17 protein-coding genes are annotated in these 24,651 nt (G+C 68.6%); 13 read left to right on the top strand and 4 right to left on the bottom strand.

The genetic code is table 11. From position 1 onward, the window contains the following. Position 1: 1 nt before the first annotated feature. Positions 2-1,483 carry a glycosyltransferase family 2 protein gene (locus AB0D34_RS18330; RefSeq protein ID WP_362662971.1) on the top strand — a complete coding sequence of 494 codons (1,482 nt, stop codon included), beginning with the start codon at positions 2-4 and terminating at the stop codon, positions 1,481-1,483. Continuing rightward, positions 1,480-3,579, top strand: a complete 2,100-nt coding sequence (locus AB0D34_RS18325) for an ATP-binding protein (protein WP_362662672.1) — start codon at positions 1,480-1,482, stop codon at positions 3,577-3,579. Before AB0D34_RS18330 ends, AB0D34_RS18325 begins: the two co-directional genes overlap by 4 nt. A gap of 38 nt (positions 3,580-3,617) precedes the next feature. On the opposite strand, the gene AB0D34_RS18320 is transcribed toward AB0D34_RS18325, so the two are convergent. Continuing rightward, positions 3,618-4,547, bottom strand: a complete 930-nt coding sequence (locus AB0D34_RS18320; protein WP_362662670.1) for a glycoside hydrolase family 16 protein — start codon at positions 4,545-4,547, stop codon at positions 3,618-3,620. A gap of 302 nt (positions 4,548-4,849) precedes the next feature. Between AB0D34_RS18320 and AB0D34_RS18315 the strand changes: the two genes are divergently transcribed. Both AB0D34_RS18315 and AB0D34_RS18310 read left to right on the top strand, forming a co-directional pair. Beyond that, the gene (locus AB0D34_RS18315; protein WP_362662668.1) at positions 4,850-7,633 is read left to right on the top strand and encodes a response regulator; all 2,784 of its coding nucleotides are present in this window, start codon (positions 4,850-4,852) and stop codon (positions 7,631-7,633) included. 58 nt (positions 7,634-7,691) lie between these two features. Further along, positions 7,692-9,233: a GGDEF domain-containing protein gene (locus tag AB0D34_RS18310; protein WP_362662667.1), complete on the top strand. Its 1,542-nt coding sequence runs from the start codon at positions 7,692-7,694 to the stop codon at positions 9,231-9,233. A gap of 513 nt (positions 9,234-9,746) precedes the next feature. Here the strand turns inward: AB0D34_RS18310 and AB0D34_RS18305 are convergent. Both AB0D34_RS18305 and AB0D34_RS18300 read right to left on the bottom strand, forming a co-directional pair. Further along, positions 9,747-10,991 (bottom strand): glycoside hydrolase family 16 protein, encoded by a 1,245-nt coding sequence (locus AB0D34_RS18305; RefSeq protein ID WP_362662665.1) that lies wholly within the window; start codon positions 10,989-10,991, stop codon positions 9,747-9,749. A gap of 1,383 nt (positions 10,992-12,374) precedes the next feature. Continuing rightward, complete coding sequence (locus AB0D34_RS18300; protein ID WP_362662663.1) at positions 12,375-13,016, bottom strand: TetR/AcrR family transcriptional regulator; 642 nt, start codon at positions 13,014-13,016, stop codon at positions 12,375-12,377. 261 nt (positions 13,017-13,277) lie between these two features. Here AB0D34_RS18300 and AB0D34_RS18295 point away from each other — a divergent pair, with 261 nt between their 5' ends. Both AB0D34_RS18295 and AB0D34_RS18290 read left to right on the top strand, forming a co-directional pair. Next, a complete protein-coding gene (locus AB0D34_RS18295; protein WP_362662661.1) occupies positions 13,278-14,351 on the top strand; it encodes a phosphotransferase in 1,074 nt (357 codons plus the stop codon). Positions 14,352-14,497: 146 nt separating this feature from the next. Next, positions 14,498-15,583, top strand: a complete 1,086-nt coding sequence (locus tag AB0D34_RS18290) for a GNAT family N-acetyltransferase (RefSeq protein WP_362662659.1) — start codon at positions 14,498-14,500, stop codon at positions 15,581-15,583. Positions 15,584-15,595: 12 nt separating this feature from the next. Here AB0D34_RS18290 and AB0D34_RS18285 read toward each other — a convergent pair whose 3' ends face one another. Next, the gene (locus AB0D34_RS18285; RefSeq protein ID WP_362662658.1) at positions 15,596-16,441 is read right to left on the bottom strand and encodes an alkaline phosphatase family protein; all 846 of its coding nucleotides are present in this window, start codon (positions 16,439-16,441) and stop codon (positions 15,596-15,598) included. A 464-nt stretch (positions 16,442-16,905) separates the two neighbouring features. On the opposite strand from AB0D34_RS18285, the gene AB0D34_RS18280 reads away from it, so the two are divergent. From AB0D34_RS18280 to AB0D34_RS18250, 7 genes are all read left to right on the top strand, one after another. Further along, positions 16,906-18,735, top strand: a complete 1,830-nt coding sequence (locus AB0D34_RS18280) for a glycosyltransferase (protein ID WP_362662656.1) — start codon at positions 16,906-16,908, stop codon at positions 18,733-18,735. After that, complete coding sequence (locus AB0D34_RS18275) at positions 18,732-19,157, top strand: hypothetical protein (protein ID WP_362662654.1); 426 nt, start codon at positions 18,732-18,734, stop codon at positions 19,155-19,157. The genes AB0D34_RS18280 and AB0D34_RS18275 overlap by 4 nt, the downstream gene beginning before the upstream one ends. Positions 19,158-19,412: 255 nt before the next feature. Further along, complete coding sequence (locus AB0D34_RS18270) at positions 19,413-20,165, top strand: glycosyltransferase family 2 protein (protein WP_362662652.1); 753 nt, start codon at positions 19,413-19,415, stop codon at positions 20,163-20,165. Next, complete coding sequence (locus AB0D34_RS18265; protein WP_362662650.1) at positions 20,162-21,457, top strand: glycosyltransferase; 1,296 nt, start codon at positions 20,162-20,164, stop codon at positions 21,455-21,457. The genes AB0D34_RS18270 and AB0D34_RS18265 overlap by 4 nt, the downstream gene beginning before the upstream one ends. Before the next feature lie 55 nt (positions 21,458-21,512). Then, entirely contained in the window at positions 21,513-22,811 is a 1,299-nt protein-coding gene (locus AB0D34_RS18260) for a hypothetical protein (protein ID WP_362662649.1), read from the top strand. Further along, positions 22,808-23,815 carry a glycosyltransferase family 2 protein gene (locus AB0D34_RS18255; protein ID WP_362662647.1) on the top strand — a complete coding sequence of 336 codons (1,008 nt, stop codon included), beginning with the start codon at positions 22,808-22,810 and terminating at the stop codon, positions 23,813-23,815. The genes AB0D34_RS18260 and AB0D34_RS18255 overlap by 4 nt, the downstream gene beginning before the upstream one ends. Then, complete coding sequence (locus tag AB0D34_RS18250) at positions 23,812-24,627, top strand: polysaccharide deacetylase family protein (protein WP_362662646.1); 816 nt, start codon at positions 23,812-23,814, stop codon at positions 24,625-24,627. The genes AB0D34_RS18255 and AB0D34_RS18250 overlap by 4 nt, the downstream gene beginning before the upstream one ends. Positions 24,628-24,651: the final 24 nt, after the last annotated feature.

The following is a 24,651-nucleotide window of genomic DNA, read 5'->3' as shown; positions in this document are numbered from 1 at the left end:
CATGTTGGCCGGCGAACCGTGGGCGTCGCTGCTGGGCGCGGTGCACTCGCTGATCACCGTGTGCGACAGCGTGGTGATCGTGTACTTCGTGGCCATCAACACCAGTTATCTGGTGCTGATCCTCATCGCCCTCGGGGAGTTCGTCAGAACGCTGCGCCGGGCTCCCTTCGCGGGCTATGACGAGGCTGCCACCAGCCCCTTCACACCGCCGGTTTCGGTGATCATGCCCGCGCACAACGAAGCAGCCGGCATCGTCGAAGCCGTACGGGCCATGCTGCTGCTGAACTACCCGGAGTTCGAGGTCGTCGTCGTCGACGACGGCTCCACCGACGGCACGCTGGATGCCCTGAGGGACGCCTTTGACCTCGCAGAGGTGGAGTACGTGGTGCCCGAGGACGTCCCCGTACGCGGCAGGGTCACCTCCGTCCATCTGCCCAGGGGCGGCCCGGTGCGTCTGGTGGTGGCCCGCAAGGACAACGGCGGCAAGGCCGACGCGCTCAACGTCGGGATCAACCTGGCGCGCTATCCGCTGCTGTGCATGGTGGACGCGGACTCGATCCTCGACTCCCAGGCGCTGCTCGCGGTGGCCAAACCGTTCTGCGACGATCCGCTGCGGGTGATCGCCTCCGGTGGTGTGGTCGGCCTCGCCAACGGCTGCACCGTCGTGGCGGGGCGTGTGGTCGAGGCGCGTGTTCCCCCGGATCTGCTCGGCCGTGTTCAGGTGGTCGAGTATCTGCGCGCCTTCCTGCTCGGCCGCACCGGATGGTCCAAGCTCGGCAGCCTGCTGATCATCGCCGGTGCCTTCGGTCTCTTCCGCAAGGACGCGGTCGTGGCGGCCGGCGGAATGGACCCGGACTGCATCGGCGAGGACGCAGAGCTGGTCATCCGCCTCCACAAGCACATGCGCGAGCAGGGCCGCGACTACCGCATCGTCTTCGTCGCCGAGCCGATCTCCTGGAGCGAGGCGCCCTCGAAGCTGAAGGTCCTGGCCCACCAGCGGCGGCGCTGGCACCGCGGCCTGACGGAGATCCTGCTCAAGCACCGCCGCATGATCGGCAACCCCCGCTACGGCCGCATCGGCCTGCTGGCACTGCCTTTCTACGTGCTCTTCGAACTGCTGGCCCCGCTGGTGGAGCTCGCGGGACTGGTTCTCGTACCCCTGGGCGTACTGGTCGGCGCGGTGAACGCGGACTTCCTCTGGCACTTCCTGCTCGCCGCCTACGCCTACGCCGTCGTCGTCGGCATGGTGTCGGTCGCGGTGGAGGAGTACGTCTTCCACCGGTTCACGCGGTGGCGGGACGTCTGGGGCGGCCTCGTCGGGGTGGTCGCCGAGAACATCGGATACCGCCAGCTGACGGCGTGGTGGCGGCTGCGCGGCATGTGGGACGCGCTGCGCCGATCTCCTCAGGTGTGGGGTGCCATGACCCGTGCCGGATTCGACTCTTCCGGCGAGGTGAGGAAGAGCGGAGGTGATCGTGCATGAGCCGTGCTTCCGTTCGGGGCGGTGGCCGGGTGGCGCACCGGCTCGGCCTCGCATTCGGACTGCTGACCCTTCTGATCGCCCTGTGCGGAGTCGGCACACTGACCGGCGCGCTGGTGCTGGAGACCCAGCGTGACCGCGTCGCCGACAGGGTCCAGCCCGCCGAGGGCGACAATCTGCGCCTGCTCAACGCTGCCGTCAGCGCGCAGCGTTCGATGCGGGGCTATTTGGTCACCGGCGACCAAAGCGAGCTCGCCGCCTTCCGCGCGGCCCGGGACGGCATTCCGTCCGTCATCGACGACATCCGCGGACACGACGTCGCGGACGAACGTAATGTCGCGACGCAGCAGCGGCAGCTGGACGCGTATCTGCGCGTCGCCGACGACCAGGCGCACGCCACTGCGGGAAGCGCGCAGGCCGTCGCCCTCACCCGCGAGGCCACCCGGCGGTTCCAGGCGTTCGAGGTGACCAACGCCCGCCTGAACGACCAGCTGAACGAAGAGGTGCAGCGTCAGGACGAGCACGCCGACACGGTGATCCGGGCGGGCATCGCCGGGCTCGGCGCCGCGCTGATCGCGGCCCTCGCCGTGGCCGTGTACACGTCGGTGCACGCCACGCGCGCCCTGACCGGGCCCCTGCGGAGCACCGAGTGGACGCTCGGCAGGCTCACCCTGGGGGACCATGCGGCCCGGGCCGAGGTGACGGGGCCGGAGGAGATCCGGGCGGTGGCGCGGTCGGTCAACCTGCTCGCGGACGAGAGAGACCGGCTGCGCGCGGACGAGGAGGAACGCCGGCGACTGTCGAAGGCCGCGAGGGAGACCGGCATCCGGATCAGGGGCCGCCTCGACGTCGACCATGTTCTCGACGCAGCGTGTACCGGTATCGGCGAGGTCCTGGCCGCCGACTACGTCTTCATCCTGCTCGCCGAGAACGGCGGCTCCGAGTTTCCGGTGGCCCGGCTGTGGTCCGCGGAGCGGGGCCTGCTGCCCGACGAGGAGCGCAGGCGCATACCGACGCTCCCGGCGGACGTGGTCCACGATCACTACCGGCGGGGGACTGTCTGGCTGGTCACCGACCTGCCCCAGTACATGTCCGAGACCAGGCCGATGCCAGGTGCCCCGGGGTCCTTCGGAGAGATCGGTATGCCGACCGAGAACCGCATCGCCGCAGCGGCGCTGGGCCTGGATTCGGCGGTGATCACCCCCATAGGGGTGGGGGAGGAACCGATCGGTGCCGTCTCCGTGGCCCGCACCAGCGCCGACCGCCCCTGGCGGCCGGTGGACATCGAGATCGCCGAGTCCATGGCCAGCGGCGTCGGCCGGGCACTGCACACCGCTCTGCTCTACGAGCAGGAGTCCAGCCTGGTGGAAAAGCTGCGCGCCCTGGACAAGGCCAAGAGCGACTTCCTGTCCACCGTCTCCCATGAGCTGCGCACCCCGTTGACCAGCATCGTGGGATACATCGAACTGCTGAAGGACGAGGACACCGGTCTGCTCTCCCCGTCCCAGCTGCACATGCTGGACGTCGTCGACCGCAACGCCAACCGGCTGCGGGCGCTGATCGAGGACCTGCTCACGCTCTCCAGGATCGAGTCGGGAGCGTTCACCTCCCGGAAGGCACCGATCGACCTGCGACGGCTGGTGGCTTCGGCGGCCGAGGCGATCAAACCGGCCGCCGAGGCCGCCTCGGTATCACTGGAGACGTGCTGCCCCGAGCAGCCGCTGGTCCTGGAGGCGGACGGCGAACAACTCGACCGGGTCCTGATGAACCTGCTGTCCAACGCGGTGAAGTTCACCCGCGACGGCGGGAAGGTCAGCGTACGAGCCGACGCGCAGGACGGGGAGGCGGTCCTGAGCGTGAGCGACACCGGCATCGGCATCCCCGCAGCCGAACAGGAGAAGCTCTTCCAGCGGTTCTTCCGCGCCTCGAACGCCACCGAGCAGGCCATCCCGGGAACCGGTCTGGGGCTGACCATCGTGCGCACGATCGTGGCGAACCACGGCGGCCGGACGGAGGTGCGCTCCGAAGAGGGCCGGGGTACCACGATCACCGCCTGGCTGCCGCTCACCGGTACGGATGGTGCGGAGGGCTCCACCTGAATGGCGGTGCCGCAGGTTGAGGGTTCGGATGTGTCCTGTCAGACGGTGTCCTCGAAGGCCACGCCCCGCGTCCGGTAGTCGTCGACGACGCCCTGCACCTGGGGCGGGGTCAGCACCTGGTCCTTGAGGTGGTACACGTAGTCGACCTTCTCCTCGTACGCGCGCGCCTTCCTGCTGTTCGTGCCCAGGAGGTCGATCAGCCAGTGGTTGAAGCGGATGTCCATCGACGTCTCGGGCAGGTACGGTTCCCCGTGCGAGGCGAAGAGCCTTCCGTCGATGTAGTAGTTGATGTGCTCGGTGTCGACCGTGACGACCAGGTCGTGCCAGCCGGCGAAACCGGCGCGCTCCTGGGTGGTGGTGGAGACGGACTGCCAGGGGGCCTCCTGGTAGGTCTCCCACGAGGTGGCGAGCAGGGCGCTGTCGGGGATGCCCCATCCGCCGTTGGGCAGGTACTCGTAGTCGAGTTCGCTGTAGTCCGGGTCCATGAGGTAGTTCAGCGGCGAGTAGGTGAAGAAAGCCTGCACGATATGGTCGCGGTCTGGTCCGGACACCGGCACGTCGCTGAAGCGGACGCGGGCGGCGTAGGTGCCGCGGTGGAACTTGCGCTGCTGGTAGAGCTCGGTCTGCTCGGTGCCGGCTGCTGTGCCGTTGGTGCCCGAGCGCATGGTCATGATGGAGTTGCCGGACTCGGTGGCGAAGGTGATGTTCTGCGGCTTCCAGGTGGCACCCCCTACGCCGGGCCCGCCCTGACCGGACTTCAGGGTCCAGCCGTGCAGGGGGATCTGCGGATCGGTGTGGTCGGCGTAGTCGAAGTCGTCGAACAGTGCCTGGCCGGCGACAGGCTGAGCGGCCGTCGTGCCCAGGGCGGGGGCGGGTGCCGTGGTGCCGGCTAGGGCAGCGCAGACCAGTCCAGTCGCGGTAAGTGCGAGACCGCTCGTTTTCCCGAGAGCCGGGGCGAATTTGGTCATCGGGGGCGTGCCCTTCGTGCAGAGGGAACCTGAATCACCGTCAGAAGACTGGCATGGGAAGCCATGAGCACGACGGTGCCTGGCGACCAGGCCACCCGATTGCCACAGCCGACCGCAGCCCCGGGTGGGCGTTCGCTCTGTCGATTTGCGATCTTCAGTCGTGCATTCTTTTCTGGAAATGTTCGACGAGCGGATCGCTTTATCTCATCTCCGTCGTCGCACGCCGCACCGAAACCGTTGCGACCGGTCTGTCGGTGGTCACGGCCGCGTTGTGGTCGTGTCTGACAATGTGGAGGCGGACGATGGAACCCGGACCCACCCGAGCGCAATATGCGGCCGACGACGAGGAGCGGTTTCGGCTGCTGCTGAAGAACTCTCCGGACATGGTCTTCCGCCGGACGATGGACGGCGTCTACCGAGAGGTGTCCGCCGGGGGGCAGGCAATGCTCGGTCGGCCGGTCGAGGAGATCGTGGGCACGTCGGTGGAGTCCTGGGTCCATCCGGGCGATGTGGAGGAATTCGAGTGGGCGGAGCGGGATCTGCTCCGCGACGGCCGGGTGGCGGTGTGTTTGCGTCTGCGGCATGCCGACAGGCACTGGATGTGGACGGAGACGACGTCCTGGGTGGTGCGGGACCCCGCCGGCGAGCCGTTCGAAGTGCGCGGGTTCATCCGTGAGGCGGAGGGCCAGCGGCGCAGGGAGCAAGCGCTGCGGCTGTTGCAGGATCAGGCGCGTTCGGTCATCGAGACCGCCCGGGATGCCTTCGTCTCCATCGACGAGGACGGCCTGGTCATCGGCTGGAACCTGAGCGCCGAGAGGCTGTTCGGGTTCAGCCACCGCGAGGCGATGGGCCGTCCGCTGACAGAGACGATCATTCCTGAGCGGTACCGCGCCGAACACAGGGCCGGTCTGCAGCGGGTGCTGGCCGGCGGGGAGGCTCATGTGCTGGGCCGTCAGATCGAGCTCACCGCCCTCCACCATGACGGCCACGAGATCCCCGTCGAACTGGCGGTGTGGCGGCTGAAGTCGGCGAAGGCGCGCTGCTTCAACGCCTTCATCCGGGACATCAGCGAGCGCAAGCACACCGAGGCCGCCCTGGCGGAGGCCCGCGACCAGGCGATCGCCGCTTCCCAGGCGAAGTCGCAGTTCGTCGCCTCCATGAGTCACGAGATCCGCACCCCCATGAACGGCGTCATCGGGCTGAGCGACCTGCTGCTGGGCACCGAACTGGATGCCGAGCAGCGCCGTTACACGGAGGGCATCCAGGCAGCCGGCACGGCACTGCTGTCGCTGATCAACGACATCCTGGACTTCTCCAAGCTGGAAGCGGGCAAGCTGGAACTGGACGAGGTCGCTTTCAGCCCACAGGTGCTGGTGGAGGAGGTCGTCTCGCTCGTAGCGCAGACCGACCAGGCCCGGGGCCTGGAACTGCTCAGCGACTGTCATCCCGACCTGCCCGCGATGGTGCTCGGAGACTCCGGCCGACTGCGGCAGATCCTGCTCAACCTGGCGTCCAACGCGGTGAAGTTCACCGAATCCGGCGAGGTCCTGCTCCGTGCCTGCCCAGCCCCGTCCCGGCCGCCCGCCGATCAGGCGCCGTGGCTGCGGTTCGAGGTGGCAGACACCGGCATCGGCATCGCCGCGGCCGATCAGGATCGGATGTTCGACGCTTTCTCCCAGGCCGATGCCTCCACCACCCGCCGCTACGGAGGCACCGGTCTGGGCCTGGCCATCTGCCGCAGGCTCACCGAGGCCATGGGAGGATCCATCGGCCTCACCAGCCGGCCCGGCCAGGGCAGCACCTTCTTCTTCACCGTCCCTGTACGCGCACCTGACACCCCCGAACAGCCCACGGCCCCTCTGTACCCCGACGCCCTTCGCGGGCTGCGGGTCCTGGTCGTCGACGACAACGACACCAACCGGCTCATCCTCGACACACAGCTGCGCAGATGGCACATCCAGCCGACCGTGGTCACCGGTGGCCCCGAGGCCCTGGTGGCCCTGCACGAGGCAGCGGCCGCGGGTCGTCCCTTTGCCCTGGTCCTGCTGGACATGTACATGCCTGAAATGGACGGCATGGAACTCGCCCGCCGGATCACCATCGACCAGAACTTCGCGCACGTGCGCCTGCTGCTGCTCACCTCCGGCCCCCGACTGCCCGACGCCGAGCTGCAGGCGGCAGGCATCGACCGCAGCCTACCCAAGCCCGTCCACCAGTCCGAGCTCCTGGACGCCCTGGTCGAACTCACCAGCCGGACACCGCCGGTGGCCACGGCGGCTCCGGCAGCGCAGGTCCCCACCACGCCCCAGCCCGCCCACCGGGGCCGTCTCCTGCTGGTCGAGGACAACGAGATCAACCAGATGGTCGCCCAGGGCATGCTCACCCGCCTCGGCTACAGCACGGACACCGCCGCCGACGGCATCGAAGCGCTGAGCATGGCCGAGGCACACGACTACCAGGCCGTGCTGATGGACTGCCGCATGCCCCGGATGGACGGCTTCAGCGCCACCCGGGAACTGCGCCGCCGGGAACGGGACAACGGCGGTCACCTGCCGGTGATCGCCATGACCGCAGGTGCCCTGGCCGAGGATCGGGAACGGTGCCTGGCCGCGGGCATGGACGACTACGTCTCCAAACCCGTCACCGCCGACCAGCTGGAACAGGCACTCGCCCGATGGGTCCCTCCCACCCACCCACAGGCGGACAAGGAGGACCTCCGCGCCTCCATCGAGGATCGGCTGAACGAACTACGCGGCGACGGCACCCCGGCCGAGCACGAACTGGTGGACCGGCTGGTGGACCACTTCCTCACCCGGGCACCCGAGATGACCAGCGCACTCTTCCACGCACTGGACCGCCACGACACCGCGGAGATCGCAGATCTGGCACACAGCTTCAAAGGCGCTGCCGGCAACATGGGAGCCGAGGGCCTCGCCGTCTGCTGCCAGGAGCTGGAAGAGCACGCGCGGGCCGGGGACCCGACCTCACTGGCCGATGTCGCTCCCCGCCTCCAGGTCGAACTCGACCGTACCTGTCGCACTCTTGAGGCGCTCCGCTCCCACCCTCCCGGCCACGAATCTGGATGAGGAGCCGCAGTGTACCGGCGCCCGGAGGCGTGCGGGCCGGAGGAGTGAAGGAGAGCCTGTGGGCAAGGTCCAAGTGCTGTCGCCGTCCTGCCGCGATGCGCCGGCCTGGGCGTACGCGGCAGCAGGGACCGCGGTGATCGTCACCTATCTGGTCACCTCCTCACCGGCGCGCTTCATGCTGGCCGCACTGATCTCCGCCTCCGTCGTCTTCGCGATCGCGGTGGGGGTGACCAGGAACAGGCCCCCATCGGTCCTTCCGTGGTGCCTCCTCGCGGCGGGCATGGCGCCGTACGCGGCCGCGGACACGATCTGGGGCCTGTACCAGGTCCGCGACGCCGACGTTCCGTTCCCGGGCGTTGCCGACATGCTCTACCTGGGCAGCTACCTGTTGTTCACCGCGGGCCTGGTGACGCTGGCCCGGCAGCAGTCAGGCCGCCTGCACTGGGCGGGGCTGCTGGACGCGGGAATCATCACGCTGGGGTTCGGCATTCTGTCGTGGGCGTTCATCATCGCCCCCTACCTGCGCAGCGAGCTGTCCGCGTGGCCGCTCGCGGTGTCCATCGCCTATCCCGTCACCGACCTGGTGCTGTTGTCCGTGGCCGCGCGGCTGATGCTCACCACCGGCATGCGCACACCGTCGTTTCTCCTGTGCATCGGATGGCTGGTGGTCCTGCTCGTTGCCGACGGCCTCTACTACGGAACGTCGGCGTCGACCGGGACCGCGATCGCGGAGGACGTGTCCGAGGTGGGGTGGATGGTCTCGTCCCTCCTGCTGGGGGCGGCGGCGCTGCACTCGTCCGTCGCCCAGACGGCACAGTCGGCGCAGGACCAGGAGAGGCTGCCCCGGCGGCGACTGTCGGTCCTGGTCGGGCTCATCCTGATGGGACCCCTGATCGTGCTGGCCGATGTCGGTGGCATCCGGGACGAGCCCGTGAACGTCACGGTGATCGTCGGTCTGATGGCGAGCCTGTCGCTGCTGCTGGTGCTGCGCGTCGCGTTCCTGGCCCAGTACGCCCAGCTCAGGGCCGCCGAAGCGCGGATGCAGGCCCACGACCTCGCGGCATCACTGCGAGAGCAGGCAGAGCTCCAGAAGCAGCTGAGCCATCAGGCGACCCACGACCCGTTGACCGGTCTGGCCAATCGAGCGCTGCTGAACGATCGCCTCACGTCTGCTCTCGGCCGGTGCTCCGCCTCTTTCTCCGTCGGACTGCTGATGCTCGATCTCGACGGCTTCAAGGACGTCAACGACACGCTGGGGCACCCGGCCGGCGACGAACTGCTGGTCGACGTCGCACGGCGGCTGACGAGCAGGGTTCGCGAGCAGGACATCGTTGCCAGGATCGGCGGGGACGAATTCGCACTCCTCGTGGAAGGCGTGGCCGCGAGCACACTGCACGACTACACCACCCGGATCCTCGACTCCTTCAAAGACTCCTTCACCCTCGACCACGACCATTCGGTCCACGTGACAACAAGCATCGGAGCACGGAGCATCACCAGGCCGACCACGCCGGCAGAAGCGCTGCGGGACGCCGACACCGCCCTGTACCGAGCCAAAACCGCGGGCAAGAACCGGGCCGCGTTTTTCGAATCGCCGTAGCGGTCCTCAACCGGGGGCCGACGTCGGCGTAAACGTCGATGAGTATCTGCCGGAAGAGCTCGGGGGAGGTTGCCGTGCTGGAGGAAAGGCGGCGCCGCCGTGTTCGCACAGCCGTCAGACGCGGTTCGGGGGCCTGAGCGCCGGAAGATTGTCCGGCCCGTACGGGCCGGTTGGGTAGCGGCGGCAAGGCGGCAAAAGTCAGACGGCGTCGGCCCGGAGGGCTCAGCAGTTCAGCGTCGGCGCCGCTCAGGCTGCCATCGGGGAAGAGGGCGCCGGGCAGTTCGCGAGGGCAGGTGGCTGTGCTGGACCAGACGGATTCCGACGACGAAAGACGCGTGCTCTTTCTGCAGCCCGCCCCCTCCCGGAAGTTGCGCGGACATCACCCACGCATATCAGTTGGGAGTGGTAAAGACCCTGGAAGGCGGGCGACCGTCAGCACACCGCAAATCGCTGCGGCGAGTGGGCGTCACGGGCCTAGGGGAGAGCCCGCGACGCCCACCTGATTCGGCAGGCTCAGTGCTGCCAGACCCTCACGTAGTCGACCATCATGTCGGCGGGAGTCAGCCTCGGCCCGCCGTGCTGATCGCTGACCCCGTTGTTGAGAATCAGGTACATCGGCTGTGACGTGATTCCCGTGGTGATCTGTCCGACCTGCTTTCCGTCGTAGTAGTAGGTGACCGAACCCGCTTTCCATTCAGCGCCGTAGGTGTGCCATCCAGTGAAATTGCCGGAGGCGCAGCCGCCAGGGCCACCCGCGTTGGAATGGAAGTGATAGCACGCCTGTCCGCTCAGCCCTTCCATGACGTCCATTTCACCGTCGGCCGGCCAGTTCTGCCCATCGGTCCAGAATGCGGGCCAGTTGGCGATCTGAGTGCCGGAGGCCGGCGAGTAGATCCTGGCCTCGAAGGCGCCGTAGGTGAACTGGGCCTTGCCGTTGCTCTCGACCAGGCCCGAGCGGTACGGGTAGGTCGTGCCGTTGTTCGCCGTGGTCTGCTGCTGGATGGCCGTGAGGTGCAGCGAGCCACCGCTGACGCTGACCTGGGACGGGGCATAGGCGCCGATCTCGGCCGAGTTGACCGGCTTCGTGATGCAGGTGGGGCAGCCAAGCCAGTTCGGATTCCAGTGGGTGGAATCGAGCGTGGTGCCGCTGAACTCGTCGCCGAAAACCTTACGCCAGGTGCCGGGCATACCCAGCGGGGCGTCCGCGCTGGTTGGCGCGGGCTGGATTGGTGTCGGCGTCGTCGTAGGCGTGGGAGTGGGTGTAGGCGTGGGAGTGGGTGTAGGCGTGGGCGTGGGCGAAGGTGTAGTGGGGCTCGAACTCGTGCCGCCGGACGTGAAACTCTTCACCGGGGCGAGGCTGCGCCACGTGCCCTGCACCTTGTACGCAACGAAATAGGTGTACGTGCCCGCAGGGAACGTGCGGCTGCCCGAGGTGTAGGTCGTCTCGGAGGCGCTCAGCCTCGCCGTGCGCGCACCAGGAAAGTCATAGGTCGAACCGTTCGTCGAGCGTGCAGCGACCTCTAGCTCCTGCACCTTCGTAGGGCGGTTGGAATGGAGTGTGGCGGTGGCCGTGAATTGTCCGCCGGCCGCCGCCGTGACCGACAGGGAATCGACGATCACACCGGTCGACGTCGATGTCGACTGGGTTGCCTGCGCCGTGGTGGCGGCGGCAATGATCGCGGCGGCAACTATGAACGGCGACAACTTGTGGGCCAAGGTGAGCCGGGGACGGCGTCTGTTTCCTTTGGTCATGCGCATGTGGTGGTGGACCTTTCCCCCCGCGTGTCCGGCAGTGGGTCGCGTCGGGAGTGCCCCGAACGGAGTGGACTTTGCGCGAGCCAATTCCGGTGCGCAACCACCGTGCGCATCTCAAGGGCCGGTTGCTATGGCGTTGTGCTCTCAAATGCGTATGTGCCGAGGGAAGGTTGAGAGAATTGGACCTTTCTTGTGATGTGCGCCATAGCGAATTCCCGCTCGTCCCATTTGAGGTGAAAAATGGGATAAAGTGATGAGGATTCGGACGTGAGGGTGAGGGGTGCGGCAGGAAGAGCCGTTCCAGTCGGGCCGCACCTGGGTGGCTGTCTGCAGGGCGCTCCGGGGGTCGGCCCGCACCGCGGCGTGGACGGGCCGCGGCCTGGAAGGGGCGGTCGGGCAGTGCCCATGGGTGACCCTGCAAGGAATCCCGTCGGGCCGGACCCGCACGAAGAAGGGTCTTCACAGCTACGAGCTGCGAAGACCCTTCACTCTGTCGGGGCCACGGGATTTGAGCCTGCGATACCTTGACGTCGAGTCAAATGTGGCGACCCGCGGGTGATGTACAAGGTCGTGGACACGGTCACCACGGAGGCCGACGTGGAGAACGAGCCCGAGGAAACCGGTCGTGGGCAACACCGGTTGATCGCGCTCGGCGACGAACCGCACAAGCCATGAGTCGTCAGGCGCACCTGCTACGGGAGCTCGTCGCGCGGGAAGGACGTTCACCGAGGATGCGGGCATCCGACTCAAGAAGACGACCCCGCGGGCCGTGTGCCGGCTGCTGGCGCTGATGCATCCGCTCAGCGCCGTAATACGCGGTTCGATCCCCGTGGCCACCATCCGCGAACTGTACGAGGCAGGGCTGCGCGATCCCTGCCGTATGGCGGACGGGCGTCGGCGGGAGCGGGTGGACCCGCTCGACGGGGGCGGCTACCGAAACAGGCCCACGACCCCTCCGGTACTGCGGAAGTAGTCCATCACCGTGGGCCAGAACAGGTGCAGGTCCCAGGCGGCCTGGACGGCCGTGGAAGGAGGCTCACCTGTTCGCTGAATCACGCGGGGCGGGTCTGCAAAGCCGTTGGCGCGTAAGACGAATACTCCGCAGCCGGGGTGGGCCCGCGCGGCTACGTCCATGGTCATCAGGTGCGCCTGTCGGGTGCCGTCCACGAGCCGCTCGACCTTCGTGACGGACAGGCCGTCCAGGTGATCACAGGACCACGAGCTTCCTGCATCCGAGGGCCGCGCCGCATACCCACCATCAGTTGATCCCGCTGGTCGGGGCGTCGGCAGTGGCGCAACTGCAGGAGAAACTCAAGGTGGTGGATCTGGAACGGACCGCGGCGCCGCGGCCCCGGGTGGACGCGGCGCACTCAGCGCTGAGGACCGTCAGGCTTCTGTTCCCGCCAACCGATCGAGCAGCGCGTCCAGTCCGGTTGCCAGCTCCTCCTGTCCACCCGGCTCGGCGAGGGCGGCGGCCGTCTCCCGCAGCATGGGCAGCTCCTGGGGTGACAGGCGGTGGAGGCCGAGACGGAACGCGGGATCGGTCTCCTCGGGGTTGTCCACCGTGGGGCGCAGTTCCACGGACACGTAGCCGAGGAGCCAGGCGGTGAACGCCCGGAAGACGGCGGAGGCGCGGGCCTCGTCCAGACCGGCCTGCCTGAGTAGGGCGAGCACCCGCTCGTGGTCCCGCAGGACGGCGAGCGGCCGTCGCGCCAGCGGGACCGCCAGCATGCGCGTGGCCAGCAGTGGGACCGCCTGCGGATGTGCGAGGCAGACCTCGTACATCGCCCGCGCTATGCGGTGGAGCTCGGAGCGCCACGCGCCCTCGGTGGCGGCTTCGGGATCCGCGCTCAGGCGTTCCTCGAGCTCCAGGTAAAGGGCCTCGACCAGGCCGTCCAGAAGGTCATCCTTGCTCGCCGCGTATCGGTAGAGCGCCATCGCCTCCACGCCGAGCTCGGCGCCGAGTCGGCGCATGCTCAGCGTCGAGAGCCCTTCACGGTCGACCAGATCCAGAGCAGCGGCCAACATGCGTTCCCGACTGAGCCTGCCATACCGCCCGTGGTCGCTGGCGCGCCGGGCCGGGTCAGCCCCTGACGCTTTCTCCATCGTCCTGTCTCCCGTTCCGTTCACCGGCTGGCGAACACCTGACCGCCCGTTTACGATGTAAACATACACGGCTGGACATAGGCTCGTCCAGGATCTCGACACAGCTGGAGATCGGAGAGATCCACCCGCCCGGTGGGCGGGTGTCGGCGACAGCGAAATAGCTCTGGCCCGAGAGGACACCGGATGACCCTGACAGCGGAACTGCGCGGAAGGCTGCCGATGCGTCCTTTCGGTCCACTGACCCGCCCCGTGGATTTCCTGACAGTCCGACGGCTCGCGGGTGATCTTTGCGGGAAGAGCGCTCTGTACGGCGGTCTCAGCGGGACCCGGCGGACGCTCTCCGACCTCCTGGTGTTCCGACTCGACGGCGACAGCCTGCCCCCCGTCGTGGTCAAGCACCCCCGAAGCCCCCGCGCGATCGCATCGCTCGCGCAGGAATGCGAAGCCGTGCGGCGGCTGGAACGGGACGAGCGTCTTGGAGCATGGCGGCACCTCCTGCCGGTGGTGGAGGAGTGCCGTTTGCACGCCCCGCTGCCCTGCGTGGTGGAGCGGTGCCTGCCCGGCCTCGAAGGGGACATGCTGTTGCGCGTCCGCCCGCAGCTTGCGAATCGGATGGCGGTTTCCGCGCTCGGCGTGATCCGCGAACTGCACCGGGCTACCGGAACAACCGTGGACGTCACCGCTTACCTGGGCGGTTGGATCGATCCTCGGCTGGCCGCCCTCGCCGAAGAGGTCCGTTGGTGCCGCCATGGCAGGGGCGCGGAGGCATTGTGTGTGCTGCGTGACCGCCTGGTGCGCGCACTGACCGGACGCAGACTGACGATTGCGTGGACGCACGGCGACTTCCATCCCGGGAACGTGCTGCTCGGGCGCCGGCACGGAGCGCCACTAGGAGTGATCGACTGGGCGGGTGCCGTGCCTGAGGGCCCTTCAGTCGTCGACTGCTACACCTTCGTGCTGACCATGCGGCACCAGCGCGACGCGCTGAAACTCGGACGGATCGTCGCCGATGTGGTGCGACGGGCGTCCCTGCTGCCGGAGGACCGGTGGCTGCTCGGCGAGGTGGGGGCGCAGGCGGCCGATGGGGAGGGGCCCCCGGTCGACGGCGAACGGGAGACGGCGCTCACCCTGCTGACATGGCTGTGGCACGTGGCCGGAAACGTGACGAAGTCGAGCCGCTACGGACGCAGCCACCGATGGATCGCGGACAACGTCATTCCCGTGCTTGACGGCGTGGCCGCAGGCGGGAGCCCGTGACGGCACTCGCCGTTCCGCGACGCCGCCGGATACCGGGCCGAGATGCCCGGCCCGCCCGCCCCGCCTAGCATCGGACGTGGGGGCGTGGGTCCTCGGTCCGCGAGCGTCGTCCTTGCGGGGCCCGCACGCCCGGCAGGAGAAGGCCCGTGAACGCACCTGCTGTGCTCCTGATGAACACCCCGGCGGGTCTCGCACACGTCACCACTCCGGCGCCACGTCACGTCTGGTGGGAACTGGCCGGCGAGGACGCGGACACCCATGTGACCCAGACTCCGGCTTGGCTGGACTGTCTGTGCGACACGGGGCCGTACCGGGACGTCAGCCGCCTCTACGAGTTCGAGGGAGGCCGTCGGCTCGTGTTCCCCCTCGTCGCCAGGAAGCACCGCCCGCAGCGCCTGGACATGGAGGAGTCCTGGCCGGCCGACTGGGGCATTGGGGGGCCGGTGTGCCCGGGAGGCGTGAGCCCGGCGGAGGCACGCGCGGTCTTCGACGACCTCGCGCGGCGGAGTGCCCTTCGGGTCGGGGTGCGATTCCGGCCGGCGGACCAAGCCCTGTGGGCGAATGCCGCACCCGCGGGCTTCCAGTCCGAGCCCCACATGACACAGATGGTGGATCTCGACGGTGGCTTCGGCACCGTCTGGGAGCGCCGCTTCAGATCTCATGTGCGGCGCCAGGTCCGCCGGGCCGAGCGCTCGGACGTAGAGGCCGAGGTGGACCGTACCGGCCGGCTCGTCCCTGTCTTCTACGACTTGTACCGGAAGTCGATCGTGCGCTGGGCCGAACAGCAGCACGAGCCGCTGGCGCTGGCCCGCTGGCGCAGGACGCGGGCGTTCCCCATGCGCAGGCTGGAAGCGGTGGCTGCCCGGTTCGGCGAGGGATGCGCGATCTGGATGGCCTGGAGCGGCGGAGAGCCCGCCGGGGCGCTCGTGGTCCTGCGCCACGGTCGTCACGCCAAGTTGTGGCGCGCTGCGATGGATCGGAAACTGGCCCATCCGGTCCGTGCGATTCCCCAGCTGTACCGGCTGGCGATCGAGGAGGCGTGCGCCGAGGGCTGCCGGACGTTCGACATGGGCGAGTCCAGCCCTGGGTCCTCCCTCGCCTCGTTCAAGGAGGGGTTCGGAGCGGAGAACTTCTCCTCCCCGCGCTACCTTCGTGAACGGCTTCCCGTCTCGGCGGCCGAGCGCGGGCTGCGGGCAGCCGTCAAACGCGTCATCCGCTTTCAGGACGCCTGACGTTCCATCCTCTCAGTCATTCGGCCACACGTCAACGGCGTCTGCATCGGCGCTGTGTCCCAGCGGCTTCAGGTCATATGCGTCCAGCAGGGTGCGGAGCAGACCGTACAGATTGTTCGGCTGGTCATGGTTGCCCGGCTGGACGTGCTCGCCGACGAGAATGGTGGGAATGCGGTTGGGTTGGTCGCCTCCCGATTCGTCCTCGTCCCAGGTGACCACGAGCAGACTGTTGTGAGTCCTCGCCCAGTTCGCGTAGTCGCCGAGGCTGTCCCGCAGCCAGGTGTCTGCCTGCCGCACGCTGCCGTCGTGCATGTCGTGCTCCAGGTCCGGGATGACGAACGCAACTGTTGGCAGATCCGTGAAGTCACGCGGAAAGTCGGTCCACGGACGGTTCACGGAGGCGGGAAGGCTGCTGAAGTTCACCCAGGGGTTGTGCCGGCGGACGTACGCACCGCTGGTGCAGCCGGTGAAGCCGACATGGGGCATGCTCTGCGCGTAGCCGACGAAGGTCAGGTCAGCCTGCAGGAGTTGAGAGCCGAGATTGCGGGCCGTGAGGGTGTGCGGGCAGGAATTGTCGCCCACTCCCTGGGTGGATCCCGAAAAGAGCGCCAGGTAATTGGGCTGACTCGGATGGGTGATGGCGTAGAACTGGGTGAGTGAGGCACCCTGTCGGGTCAGTTCGTTGAGGTACGGGGCATCCGGGTTTCCGATGATGTCGTTGTACCCCCGGTTCTCCTCGATCACCACGACGATGTGGTCCGGACGGGGGATTCCGGCCTGAGCCGATGAATGGTCACAGCCGGCTGTCGCCAGGAGCATCGCCATCACGGCCGCCCACGCGACGAGCCCCCTCGCCATGAGACGTCCCGGCCCCGGTCGTGGGCTCCTCGCCAGTGACTTCACCGTTCTCCCTCCGGGAACCGTTCCGACGCGCAGCTTCCGTGCCACTCCGAGCTGTCATTTGCAGCGATCGGCAGTACCGTCACAATCAGTACTAATACCCCATATTGCTTGAAATGCGCCGCTGCTGCGCACCGGCGGACGGAGTGCCGTCAACCGGTGTCACTCATCGGCCGTTCGCTGGGATGGGAGACCGATGGACAGGCCGGATACGGGAGGCAGCACATGAGTCGCCTGAACATGCCTGCCGACCATGCTGGGAGGGGAGCGGGTCCGGCTCAGGAGTGGGCCTCCGGCGTCACGAGCACGCCCTCGCTCGGTCGGTGTCCGCCAGGGGCGAGGCGGGTGGTGAGGCCCCACCACGGCCGAAGCCCTTGGTGGCGGAACGCCGTTGGAGCACCGGTTCCCGGGGAGAGGTCTTCATGGGCAAGCTCCAGACGCTGACGAGCGGGCGCGTCGCGTCCTTCACCAGCGCCGTAGCACGGTGGCCAGGCTCGGCCGCCGACCGGCGCCGCTCGAACAGCACGACGGCACGCCAGTGGACGGCGCGCTTCGTACTCCCTGTGGCCCTCGCACTGTGGCTGCTGTCTCTGCGTCATGTGGAACTCGGCGAGATGCGCGACTACGGCCTGCTGCAGGTGCTGCCGGTGCTCTTCTGGGTCGCCCTCGGCCTGCTCACCTTCGGCTTCTGCCTGGTGCTGACCGACCGACGGACCGCCGGTGGCTGGTTCACGGGCTACGTCCTGGGGCTGATCGCGGTCATCCACGCGACCCCCACGCTGCTCTACCCGACACTGCGCTACAGCTGGGCGTGGAAGCACGTCGCTGTCGTGGACGCGGTGATCCGCAACCGCGGTGAAGTGCCTCACGCGGAGAAGCTGGACCTCTACAACCAGTGGCCGGGATTCTTCGACCTCAACGCGCTCTTCGTCCAGTCCGCCGGCCTGGACTCGGCCCTCGGCTACGCGACCTGGACCCCGCCCGTCTTCAACGCCTTGCTGCTCGCCCCTCTGCTGCTGCTCTATCGGACGGTCACGCGTGACCGCCGACTGGTCTGGGGCGGAGCGTGGATCTACTACTCGTGTTCCTGGGTGGGCCAGGACTACTTCGCCCCCCAGGCCTTCGCGTTCCTGCTCTTCGTGACGGTGATCGCCCTGGTCATGGGACAGTTGCCCACCTCCGTGCTGTATCGTCCGGGCGGCATCCGCACAGACCGATGGCCCGTCGGCCGGTTCATGCTGGTCGTGCTGGTTCAGTTCGTCATCGTCTCCTCGCACCCGCTCACCCCGCTGATGCTGCTCAGCGCGTTGGTGATGCTGTCGATTCCGCGCCGCAACAGGCGCGTGGTGCTGCCTCCCCTGGCCAGTGCGCTGCTCCTCACCGTGGCCTGGGACGCCACCGTCGCCCGGCCCTACATCTCGGACAACGTGAGCAGCTTCCTGGACGCGCTGCTGCAACCCGACAGCAACGTCGTCTCCGGGCTGGCCGCGCTGGGTGCCGCGGCACCAGGCCATGTCGTGGTGTCCTGGGTCGACCGGAGTCTGTCGGCCGGCGTGTTCCTGCTGGCGGCCGCCGCCTTCCTGGTCCGCCCGTGGGTCCGCCGCACAGGCCTGGCCCTGCTCGTCCTGGCTCCGCTGCCGGTCCTGACAGCGAACGCCTACGGGGGAGAGATGATCTTCCGCGCCTATCTGTTCGCACTGCCTTCGGCCGCTTTCCTGATCGCGGCCCTGCTCTTCAAGTGGAGCAAGCGTCCACGCCTTCGCGCCATTGCCGTCTTCCCGCTGCTGCTCGCTCTGCTCGGGGGGCTTGTCTTCGGCTATTACGGCAAGGAAGCGGCGGACTACTTCACGAAGAGTGAGGTCGCTGCAGGGCGCTTCGTCGCGGCCACCGCTCCTCCCGGGTCCACGATCGTCTCCCTCACCTCGGCCGTGCCCGGACTGTACCTGCGCTATGACGAAAACCAACGGGTGCAGTTGGACCAGCAGGACATCAGCGACCGGCGGCGTCTGGTGAGAGACCCGGTGGCAGGCCTGGAGGGGTTCGTCCAGCGGGCTACCCCTGCACGGCCCGCCTACATCATCCTCAGCCGGGCTCAGGCCGCCGACACCTACCTCAGGGGGGTCCTGCCGGCAGACACCATGCAGCGCATGGACTCGACCCTGTCGAAGACCTGGGGCTACATCCCCGTGTACCGCAGCAAGGACGCGGTGGTCTACCGGTATCAGGGCGGGAAGAGCGGAGACGGGTCATGACCCCCCTGCGCTGGGCACTGGCGCTGTCCGGCTGGGCGGTCCTGGCGGTAGCCACCTACCTGCCGGACGCGGGCGTCCCGCTCGTCGCGGCCACGACGGTGTTCCTGCTCGTCTGCCCCGGCCTGGCGGCGTCCCGGTGGGCCCGGTCCGCCCCGGCGTACGCCAGGGACCGGGCGGCTGTTCTGGAGGCGGGCGTTCTGACCCTTGTGCTCAGCCTGTCACTGGGGGTACTCGTCGCCGAGACCTTGTATCTGAGCGACACGTTCACCGTTACCCGGGCGCTGCTCGCCCTCGCCGTCGCCACATCTGTTCTGGCCCTCACTCCCAAGCGCCGTGGACGCCACAGGGCGCCGCGTGCCGCCAGGGACGCGGGTGCGCCGGCGGCTGCCGCCGATCGGCCCCAACCGCGCGCCTCGGAGTGAGGCGCCACGGCGGTCTCGCTCAGGCGCCGCACCGGTCCACCTGAGGCGTCGCAGCACTCCTGCGCAACCCGAAACGCCGGCTCGGTCCCTGCCTGTCCGGCAGGGACCGAGCCGGCGTGTGTCCGCGTCATCCGTCCCCGACATCCGGGTTGCCTGAAATATCCCGTTGCCCCCACTTGACGTTGTTTGAGAAACGGGTAAAAGTGTACATATACGTCGTAAACATATGCCGTAGACACTCGGAGAAACGTGATCATGTACAACGACCCGATCATCAGCAACGAGGAAAAGGCCCGGCCGCCCGCCATCGTGAGCCTGGTCGTCCCGGCCCGCAACGAGGCGCGGAACATACCGTGGGTCTTCGAGCAGATCCCGGCCTGTGTGGACGAGGTCATCCTCGTCGACGGCGAGTCCAGCGACGCCACGGTCCCCATGGCGCAGCACTGCCTGCCGACCGTGCGCAACGTGAGGCAGAGCGGCCCCGGCAAGGGCAACGCCCTGCGTACCGGCTTCCTTGAGGCGAAGGGCGACTACGTGGTGATGATGGATGCCGACGGCAGTATGTCGCCGGCCGAAATCCCCCACTTCCTTCACTTCCTGGAGCACGGCTACGACTTCGTCAAGGGCTCGAGATTCGTCGCGGGCGGCGGCTCCCTCGACATCACCCCCATCCGGCGGATGGGTAACCATGTGCTCCTGGCCGCCACCAACCGGCTCTACCATGCTTCCCTGACCGATCTGTGCTACGGCTTCTGTGCCTTCCGGCGCAGCTTCCTGGACCAACTCGACCTGCATGCCGCCGGCTTCGAGATCGAGGCCGAGATGATCGCGCACGCCTTGCGCTCCGGTCTGCGCATCGCCGAGGTCCCCAGTCTGGAACTGCCCCGGCGCAACGGTCGCTCCAATCTCCATGCCATATCCGACGGGCGCCGGGTGCTGCGCACCCTGCTCTCGGAACGGCCGGGTGCACGGTCCTCCACGGCCCGGGGCGAGAGGAGCGCATCGTGAACTCCGTCCCGGTGCGCTCCGCCCCCGTCCGGCCCCCGGTGCCGGTGGTCGACATCGACCTGGCCCGTCCAGGCGAGTTCCGGCTGCCCGGCGACCGGGGGCCGGTCCGCCCGCAGGGACAGGTTCGGGCCCTCGTACGACTACACGGCCTTCCCTTGGGCATGGTCAGCGCCGCGGACACCTCCGGCCCCGCGGGTCTCTGGCGGGCGGTGGCCAATGCCGCCTACGTGGAACTGGCCGGTCAGCTCGCCCGGCACCGCGCCGTGGAGCGGACCGGAACACCGGACGGTGGCACCGACGGGGGTGAGCGGCGCCACGTACTCCACAAGGCACCCTTCATCAGCGTGGTCGTGGCCACCCGTGACCGGTCGGAGCAACTGCGCTGCTGTCTGCGCTCGCTCCTGCGGTCGGAGTACCCCGAGTTCGAGATCATCGTGGTCGACAACGCCCCGGCCGACGGTGCGACCGAAGCCCTGGTCCGCGAAACTTTCGCGGGGCAGGTTCGGTACGTCCGCGAACCCGTCGCCGGGCTGGCCCGCGCCCACAACCTGGGGCTCGCCCGGGCACGCGGCTCCGTCGTCGCCTTCACGGACGACGACACGCTCGTAGACCCTCGATGGCTGTCGGCCCTGGCCGAGACCTTCACGCACGACGCGCGGATCGGCTGTGTCACCGGGCTGATCGTGCCCGCCGAACTGGAGACCCCGGCCCAGACCGTCCTGGAGCGGCAGGGCGGTTTCGCGAAGGGGTACGTACCGCGTACCTGGTCGCTGTTCGATCCGCCGACGGACCCGCTGTTCCCCTTCACCGCGGGACGCTTCGGCTCCGGTGCCAACATGGCCTTCCGTACCGAGGTGCTCCGCTCCCTCGGCGGCTTCGACATCGCGACCGGTGCCGGGACCCCGGGCCGGGGCGGCGACGACCTGCTCGCCTTCTTCGAGGTCCTGACGGCCGGTCACAAGCTCTCCTACCAGCCGAGTGCCATCGTCTGGCACTGTCACCGCCGCACGTGGGACGCCGTGGCCGGCCAGGTGTTCGGCTATGGCGCCGGACTCGGTGCCTATCTCACCGGCGCGCTGCTGAAGAACCCCCGGAGGCTGCCCGCCCTGCTGCGGCGGCTGCCCCGCGGCATCCGCTACGCCATGACCAGATCGCGCGACCGCAGCGCCGATCCCGAGGCCGACTGGTCCAGGCGCCTGGCGCTTCTGGAAGTGCGAGGGATGGTCTACGGCCCCTGCGGCTATCTCCGCGGACGTCTCACCGGCGTCGGTGCAGGCAACCGACAAGGTTGAGGTGAGCGGCTTGGACACCAGTTCGGTAACCGACTCGACTGCGAGTGCGACGGGTATGCGACGACGCTCCCCCTCCGCCGTGCTGCGCGCCGGCGTCGCCGCCGCGCTCCCCGGTGAACCCGTACTGCGCACCGGGCACGTCCTTGCGGTCAGTTCCCTCATCAACTCGGGTCTCGGCTTCTTCTTCTGGATTTTCGCGACGCGCTGGTACGACGAGCGCACCGTCGGCCTGAGCTACTCGGCTCTCTCGGCATCCTTGCTGCTCACGGGCATCGGGCAGCTCAACCTGAACGACTTCCTGGTGCGGTTCGTGCCGTCCGCCGGTCGCCGCACCCGCCGCCTGGTCCTCACGTGCTATGCGGCGAGCACGTCCTTCAGCCTGGTGGTGGCCGTGGCCTTCCTGGCGATGGTGCCGGTGGTCGCACCCAGGCTCGAATTCCTGCTGACACCGGTCACCGCGGGCTGCTTCGTGGTGGCAACCGCCGGTTACGCCGTCTTCGTTCTGCAGGACGGCGCCCTCACCGCGGTCCGCCGCCCAGGCTGGGTCGTGGGCGAGAACGTGATATTCGCCGTCACGAAGATGGTGCTGCTGGCTCTCTGCGCCGCCCTGGGCCTCTTCTCCGGGATCCTGCTCTCGTGGGCGGGAGCTCTCGTGGTCTCGCTGATCGTGGCCAACTTCCTCCTGATGGGCAGGGCCATTCCCCGGCACGAGCGGGAAACGAAGACCATGCCAAAACCGCCCCGCCTGCTCAGGTATGCCGCGGCGGACTGGGTCGGCTCCCTGTTCCGGATGGCCGCGTACACCATTCCCCCGCTGATCGTGCTGAACATCCTCGGTGCCGAGCAGAGCGCCTACTTCTCGGTGGCCTGGAATGTCGCCTACGTGCCCTACCTGCTCGCCCGCAACATGGGAACGTCCCTGCTTGCGGAGTCGATGCGCGGGCCCGAACGACTCGTGGAACACGCTCTGCGCGTACTGCGCCACGCGGGTCTGCTGCTGCTCGGCACCACGGTCGTCCTGGTCGCCGCTGCACCGCAGATCCTGTCGCTCTTCGGTGCCGCGTACGCAGCCGAAGGAAGCACTGTGCTGCGGGTACTGGCATTGTCCGCGCTGCCGAACCTTCTGCTGAGCGTGGCCATCGACGTGGCCCGGGCACGGCGGCGCCTGCGCTGGGCGGTGGGGCTGCAGGTGGTCATGTGCGTCCTGGTGCTCGGGCTCACCCGTCTGCTGCTGCCCGAACTCGGCGTCGTGGGCGCCGGCGTCGCCTGGCTCGTCACCCAGGGCGTGATCGCCGTCTGCCTGCTCATGTGCTGGTCCCGCTGGCTCGTCCCCATGACTGAAAGGTCATCATGAACAACGCACCCTTCACCGAACGCACCGTCCCCACCCTGTCGGTCGTCATCTGTGCCTATACCCTCGATCGCTGGGAGGACCTGCGGGCCGCCATCGGGTCGGTGCAGTCCCAGGACCCTCCCGCCGACGAGGTCGTGCTGGTGGTCGACCACAACCAGGCACTCCTGGAGCGGGCCGAGCAGGAGCTGTCCGACGTCCTGGTGGTCCCCAACCAGAGGCGGCGCGGCCTGTCCGGGGGGCGCAACACCGGGGTGGCAGTGTCCCACGGCGATGTGGTGGCCTTCCTCGACGACGACGCGACCGCCGAACCGGGATGGACGGGCCGTCTGCTGGCACCGTACGCCGATCCCCGGGTGGTGGGCGTCGGCGGGCTGGTCCGGCCGTGGTGGGTGGCCGGGCGGCCGGTGTGGTTCCCGCCGGAGTTCGACTGGGTGGTGGGCTGCTCCTACCGGGGACAGCCCCAGCGGGCGGCCCCGGTCCGCAACTTCATCGGCGCCAACATGTCCTTCCGCAGAGGGGAACTGCTCGCCGTCGGCGGTTTCCTCGACGCCCTGGGACGCGTGGGCACCCGTCCGGTGGCGAGCTGCGACGAGACGGACCTGTCCCTGCGTATCGCGGCCCACCACCCGGAGGCCGTGCTGCTGTATGAGCCCGCCGCCGAGGTACGGCACCGGGTCCCCGAGTCTCGCGCCAGCTGGGCCTACTTCCGGAACCGCTGCTACGTGGAGGGGCTGTCCAAGGCGTTGGTGGCCCGACGCTGCGGCAGCGGGCCGGCGCTGGCCAACGAGCGCGCGTATGTGCGGTCGGCCATCTCGCGGGCCCTCGCCCGGAACCTGATCCGGATCCGGCGCCCCGGCGCGCTGCGTGCGATCGGGGCACTGTCCGCGGGGACGTGCGCCACCGTCACCGGTTACCTCGTCGGATGGGTCAGGCCGCTGGATTCCCAAGGCCTCTCCTGGCGTCCCCGTACTTCGTTGCAGCCCCGAGAGACGGTTCGCTCATGACTGCCGTACACGTCTTCCTCTACCACGCGGTGTCCGACGACTCACCGCCGTGGCTCGCGCCGTTCACGGTGACTCCACGCACGTTCGTGGAGCACCTGGACATGATCGCCGACAGCGGAATGCACGTGGTCCCCCTGCGGCAGCTGGTCGCGGCACAGCTCGGCGGCCCTCCCCTGCCACCCCGGTCCGCGGTGCTGACCTTCGACGACGGATACGCTGACTTCGCCTTCACGGTGGCTCCGCTGCTCGCCGCACGGGGACTTCCCGCCACTCTGTACGTGACCACGCGCGCCCTGAGGGCCGCGGGGAGGCCCTCAGGCGGCGGACCCTTCCCGTATGTGGACATGCTCAGCTGGGCCCAGGTCAGGGAGCTGGACGCGGCCGGAGTCGAGATCGGCGGACACAGCATGACCCATCCGCAACTGGACACTCTGCCCCGGAAGTCGGCGATGGAGGAGGTGGCCGGCTGCAAGCGGGAGATCGAGGACGCGCTCGGGCATCCCGTCGTCTCGTTCGCCTACCCGCACGGCTACTCCAGCCGCGCCGTTCGCGCGCTGGTGCGGGAGGCCGGCTGGACCTCGGCCGCCGCCATCCGGGCGGACTCGGCCTTCAGCTCGGACGGGGACGACCCTCTGTGGTTCGCCCGGCTCATGGTCCGGGCCGACACCGGCCGGGAACGCTTCACACTCTGGGCCGGCGGTACGGGCGCCCCCATGGCACCGTTCGCCGAGAGCCTGCGGACCCGTGGCTGGCGGGCGTACCGCCGGGCGAGAGCGGCGACCGGACGGCCGTACCGGGGGCTTCCCGCCTGACCCCGGGCCGGAAGCCGCGGACGC

The sequence above is a fragment of the Streptomyces sp. NPDC048420 genome (assembly GCF_040651535.1).
GTDB lineage: Bacteria > Actinomycetota > Actinomycetes > Streptomycetales > Streptomycetaceae > Streptomyces.
The sequence above is the reverse complement of the archived record's forward strand: the minus strand, read 5'-3'. Positions and strand labels throughout refer to the sequence as shown.

Excerpts from the sequence above, each read along its gene's own strand:
- AB0D34_RS18270 (WP_362662652.1), top strand. The coding sequence starts at position 19,413 with ATGTACAACGACCCGATCATCAGCAACGAGGAAAAGGCCCGGCCGCCC.
- AB0D34_RS18255 (WP_362662647.1), top strand. The coding sequence starts at position 22,808 with ATGAACAACGCACCCTTCACCGAACGCACCGTCCCCACCCTGTCGGTC.
- AB0D34_RS18275 (WP_362662654.1), top strand. The coding sequence starts at position 18,732 with ATGACCCCCCTGCGCTGGGCACTGGCGCTGTCCGGCTGGGCGGTCCTG.
- AB0D34_RS18280 (WP_362662656.1), top strand. The coding sequence starts at position 16,906 with ATGGGCAAGCTCCAGACGCTGACGAGCGGGCGCGTCGCGTCCTTCACC.
- AB0D34_RS18330 (WP_362662971.1), top strand. The coding sequence starts at position 2 with ATGTTGGCCGGCGAACCGTGGGCGTCGCTGCTGGGCGCGGTGCACTCG.
- AB0D34_RS18305 (WP_362662665.1), bottom strand. The coding sequence starts at position 10,991 with ATGCGCATGACCAAAGGAAACAGACGCCGTCCCCGGCTCACCTTGGCC.
- AB0D34_RS18250 (WP_362662646.1), top strand. The coding sequence starts at position 23,812 with ATGACTGCCGTACACGTCTTCCTCTACCACGCGGTGTCCGACGACTCA.
- AB0D34_RS18315 (WP_362662668.1), top strand. The coding sequence starts at position 4,850 with ATGGAACCCGGACCCACCCGAGCGCAATATGCGGCCGACGACGAGGAG.
- AB0D34_RS18295 (WP_362662661.1), top strand. The coding sequence starts at position 13,278 with ATGACCCTGACAGCGGAACTGCGCGGAAGGCTGCCGATGCGTCCTTTC.
- AB0D34_RS18300 (WP_362662663.1), bottom strand. The coding sequence starts at position 13,016 with ATGTTGGCCGCTGCTCTGGATCTGGTCGACCGTGAAGGGCTCTCGACG.
- AB0D34_RS18325 (WP_362662672.1), top strand. The coding sequence starts at position 1,480 with ATGAGCCGTGCTTCCGTTCGGGGCGGTGGCCGGGTGGCGCACCGGCTC.
- AB0D34_RS18320 (WP_362662670.1), bottom strand. The coding sequence starts at position 4,547 with ATGACCAAATTCGCCCCGGCTCTCGGGAAAACGAGCGGTCTCGCACTT.
- AB0D34_RS18260 (WP_362662649.1), top strand. The coding sequence starts at position 21,513 with ATGCGACGACGCTCCCCCTCCGCCGTGCTGCGCGCCGGCGTCGCCGCC.
- AB0D34_RS18285 (WP_362662658.1), bottom strand. The coding sequence starts at position 16,441 with ATGGCGAGGGGGCTCGTCGCGTGGGCGGCCGTGATGGCGATGCTCCTG.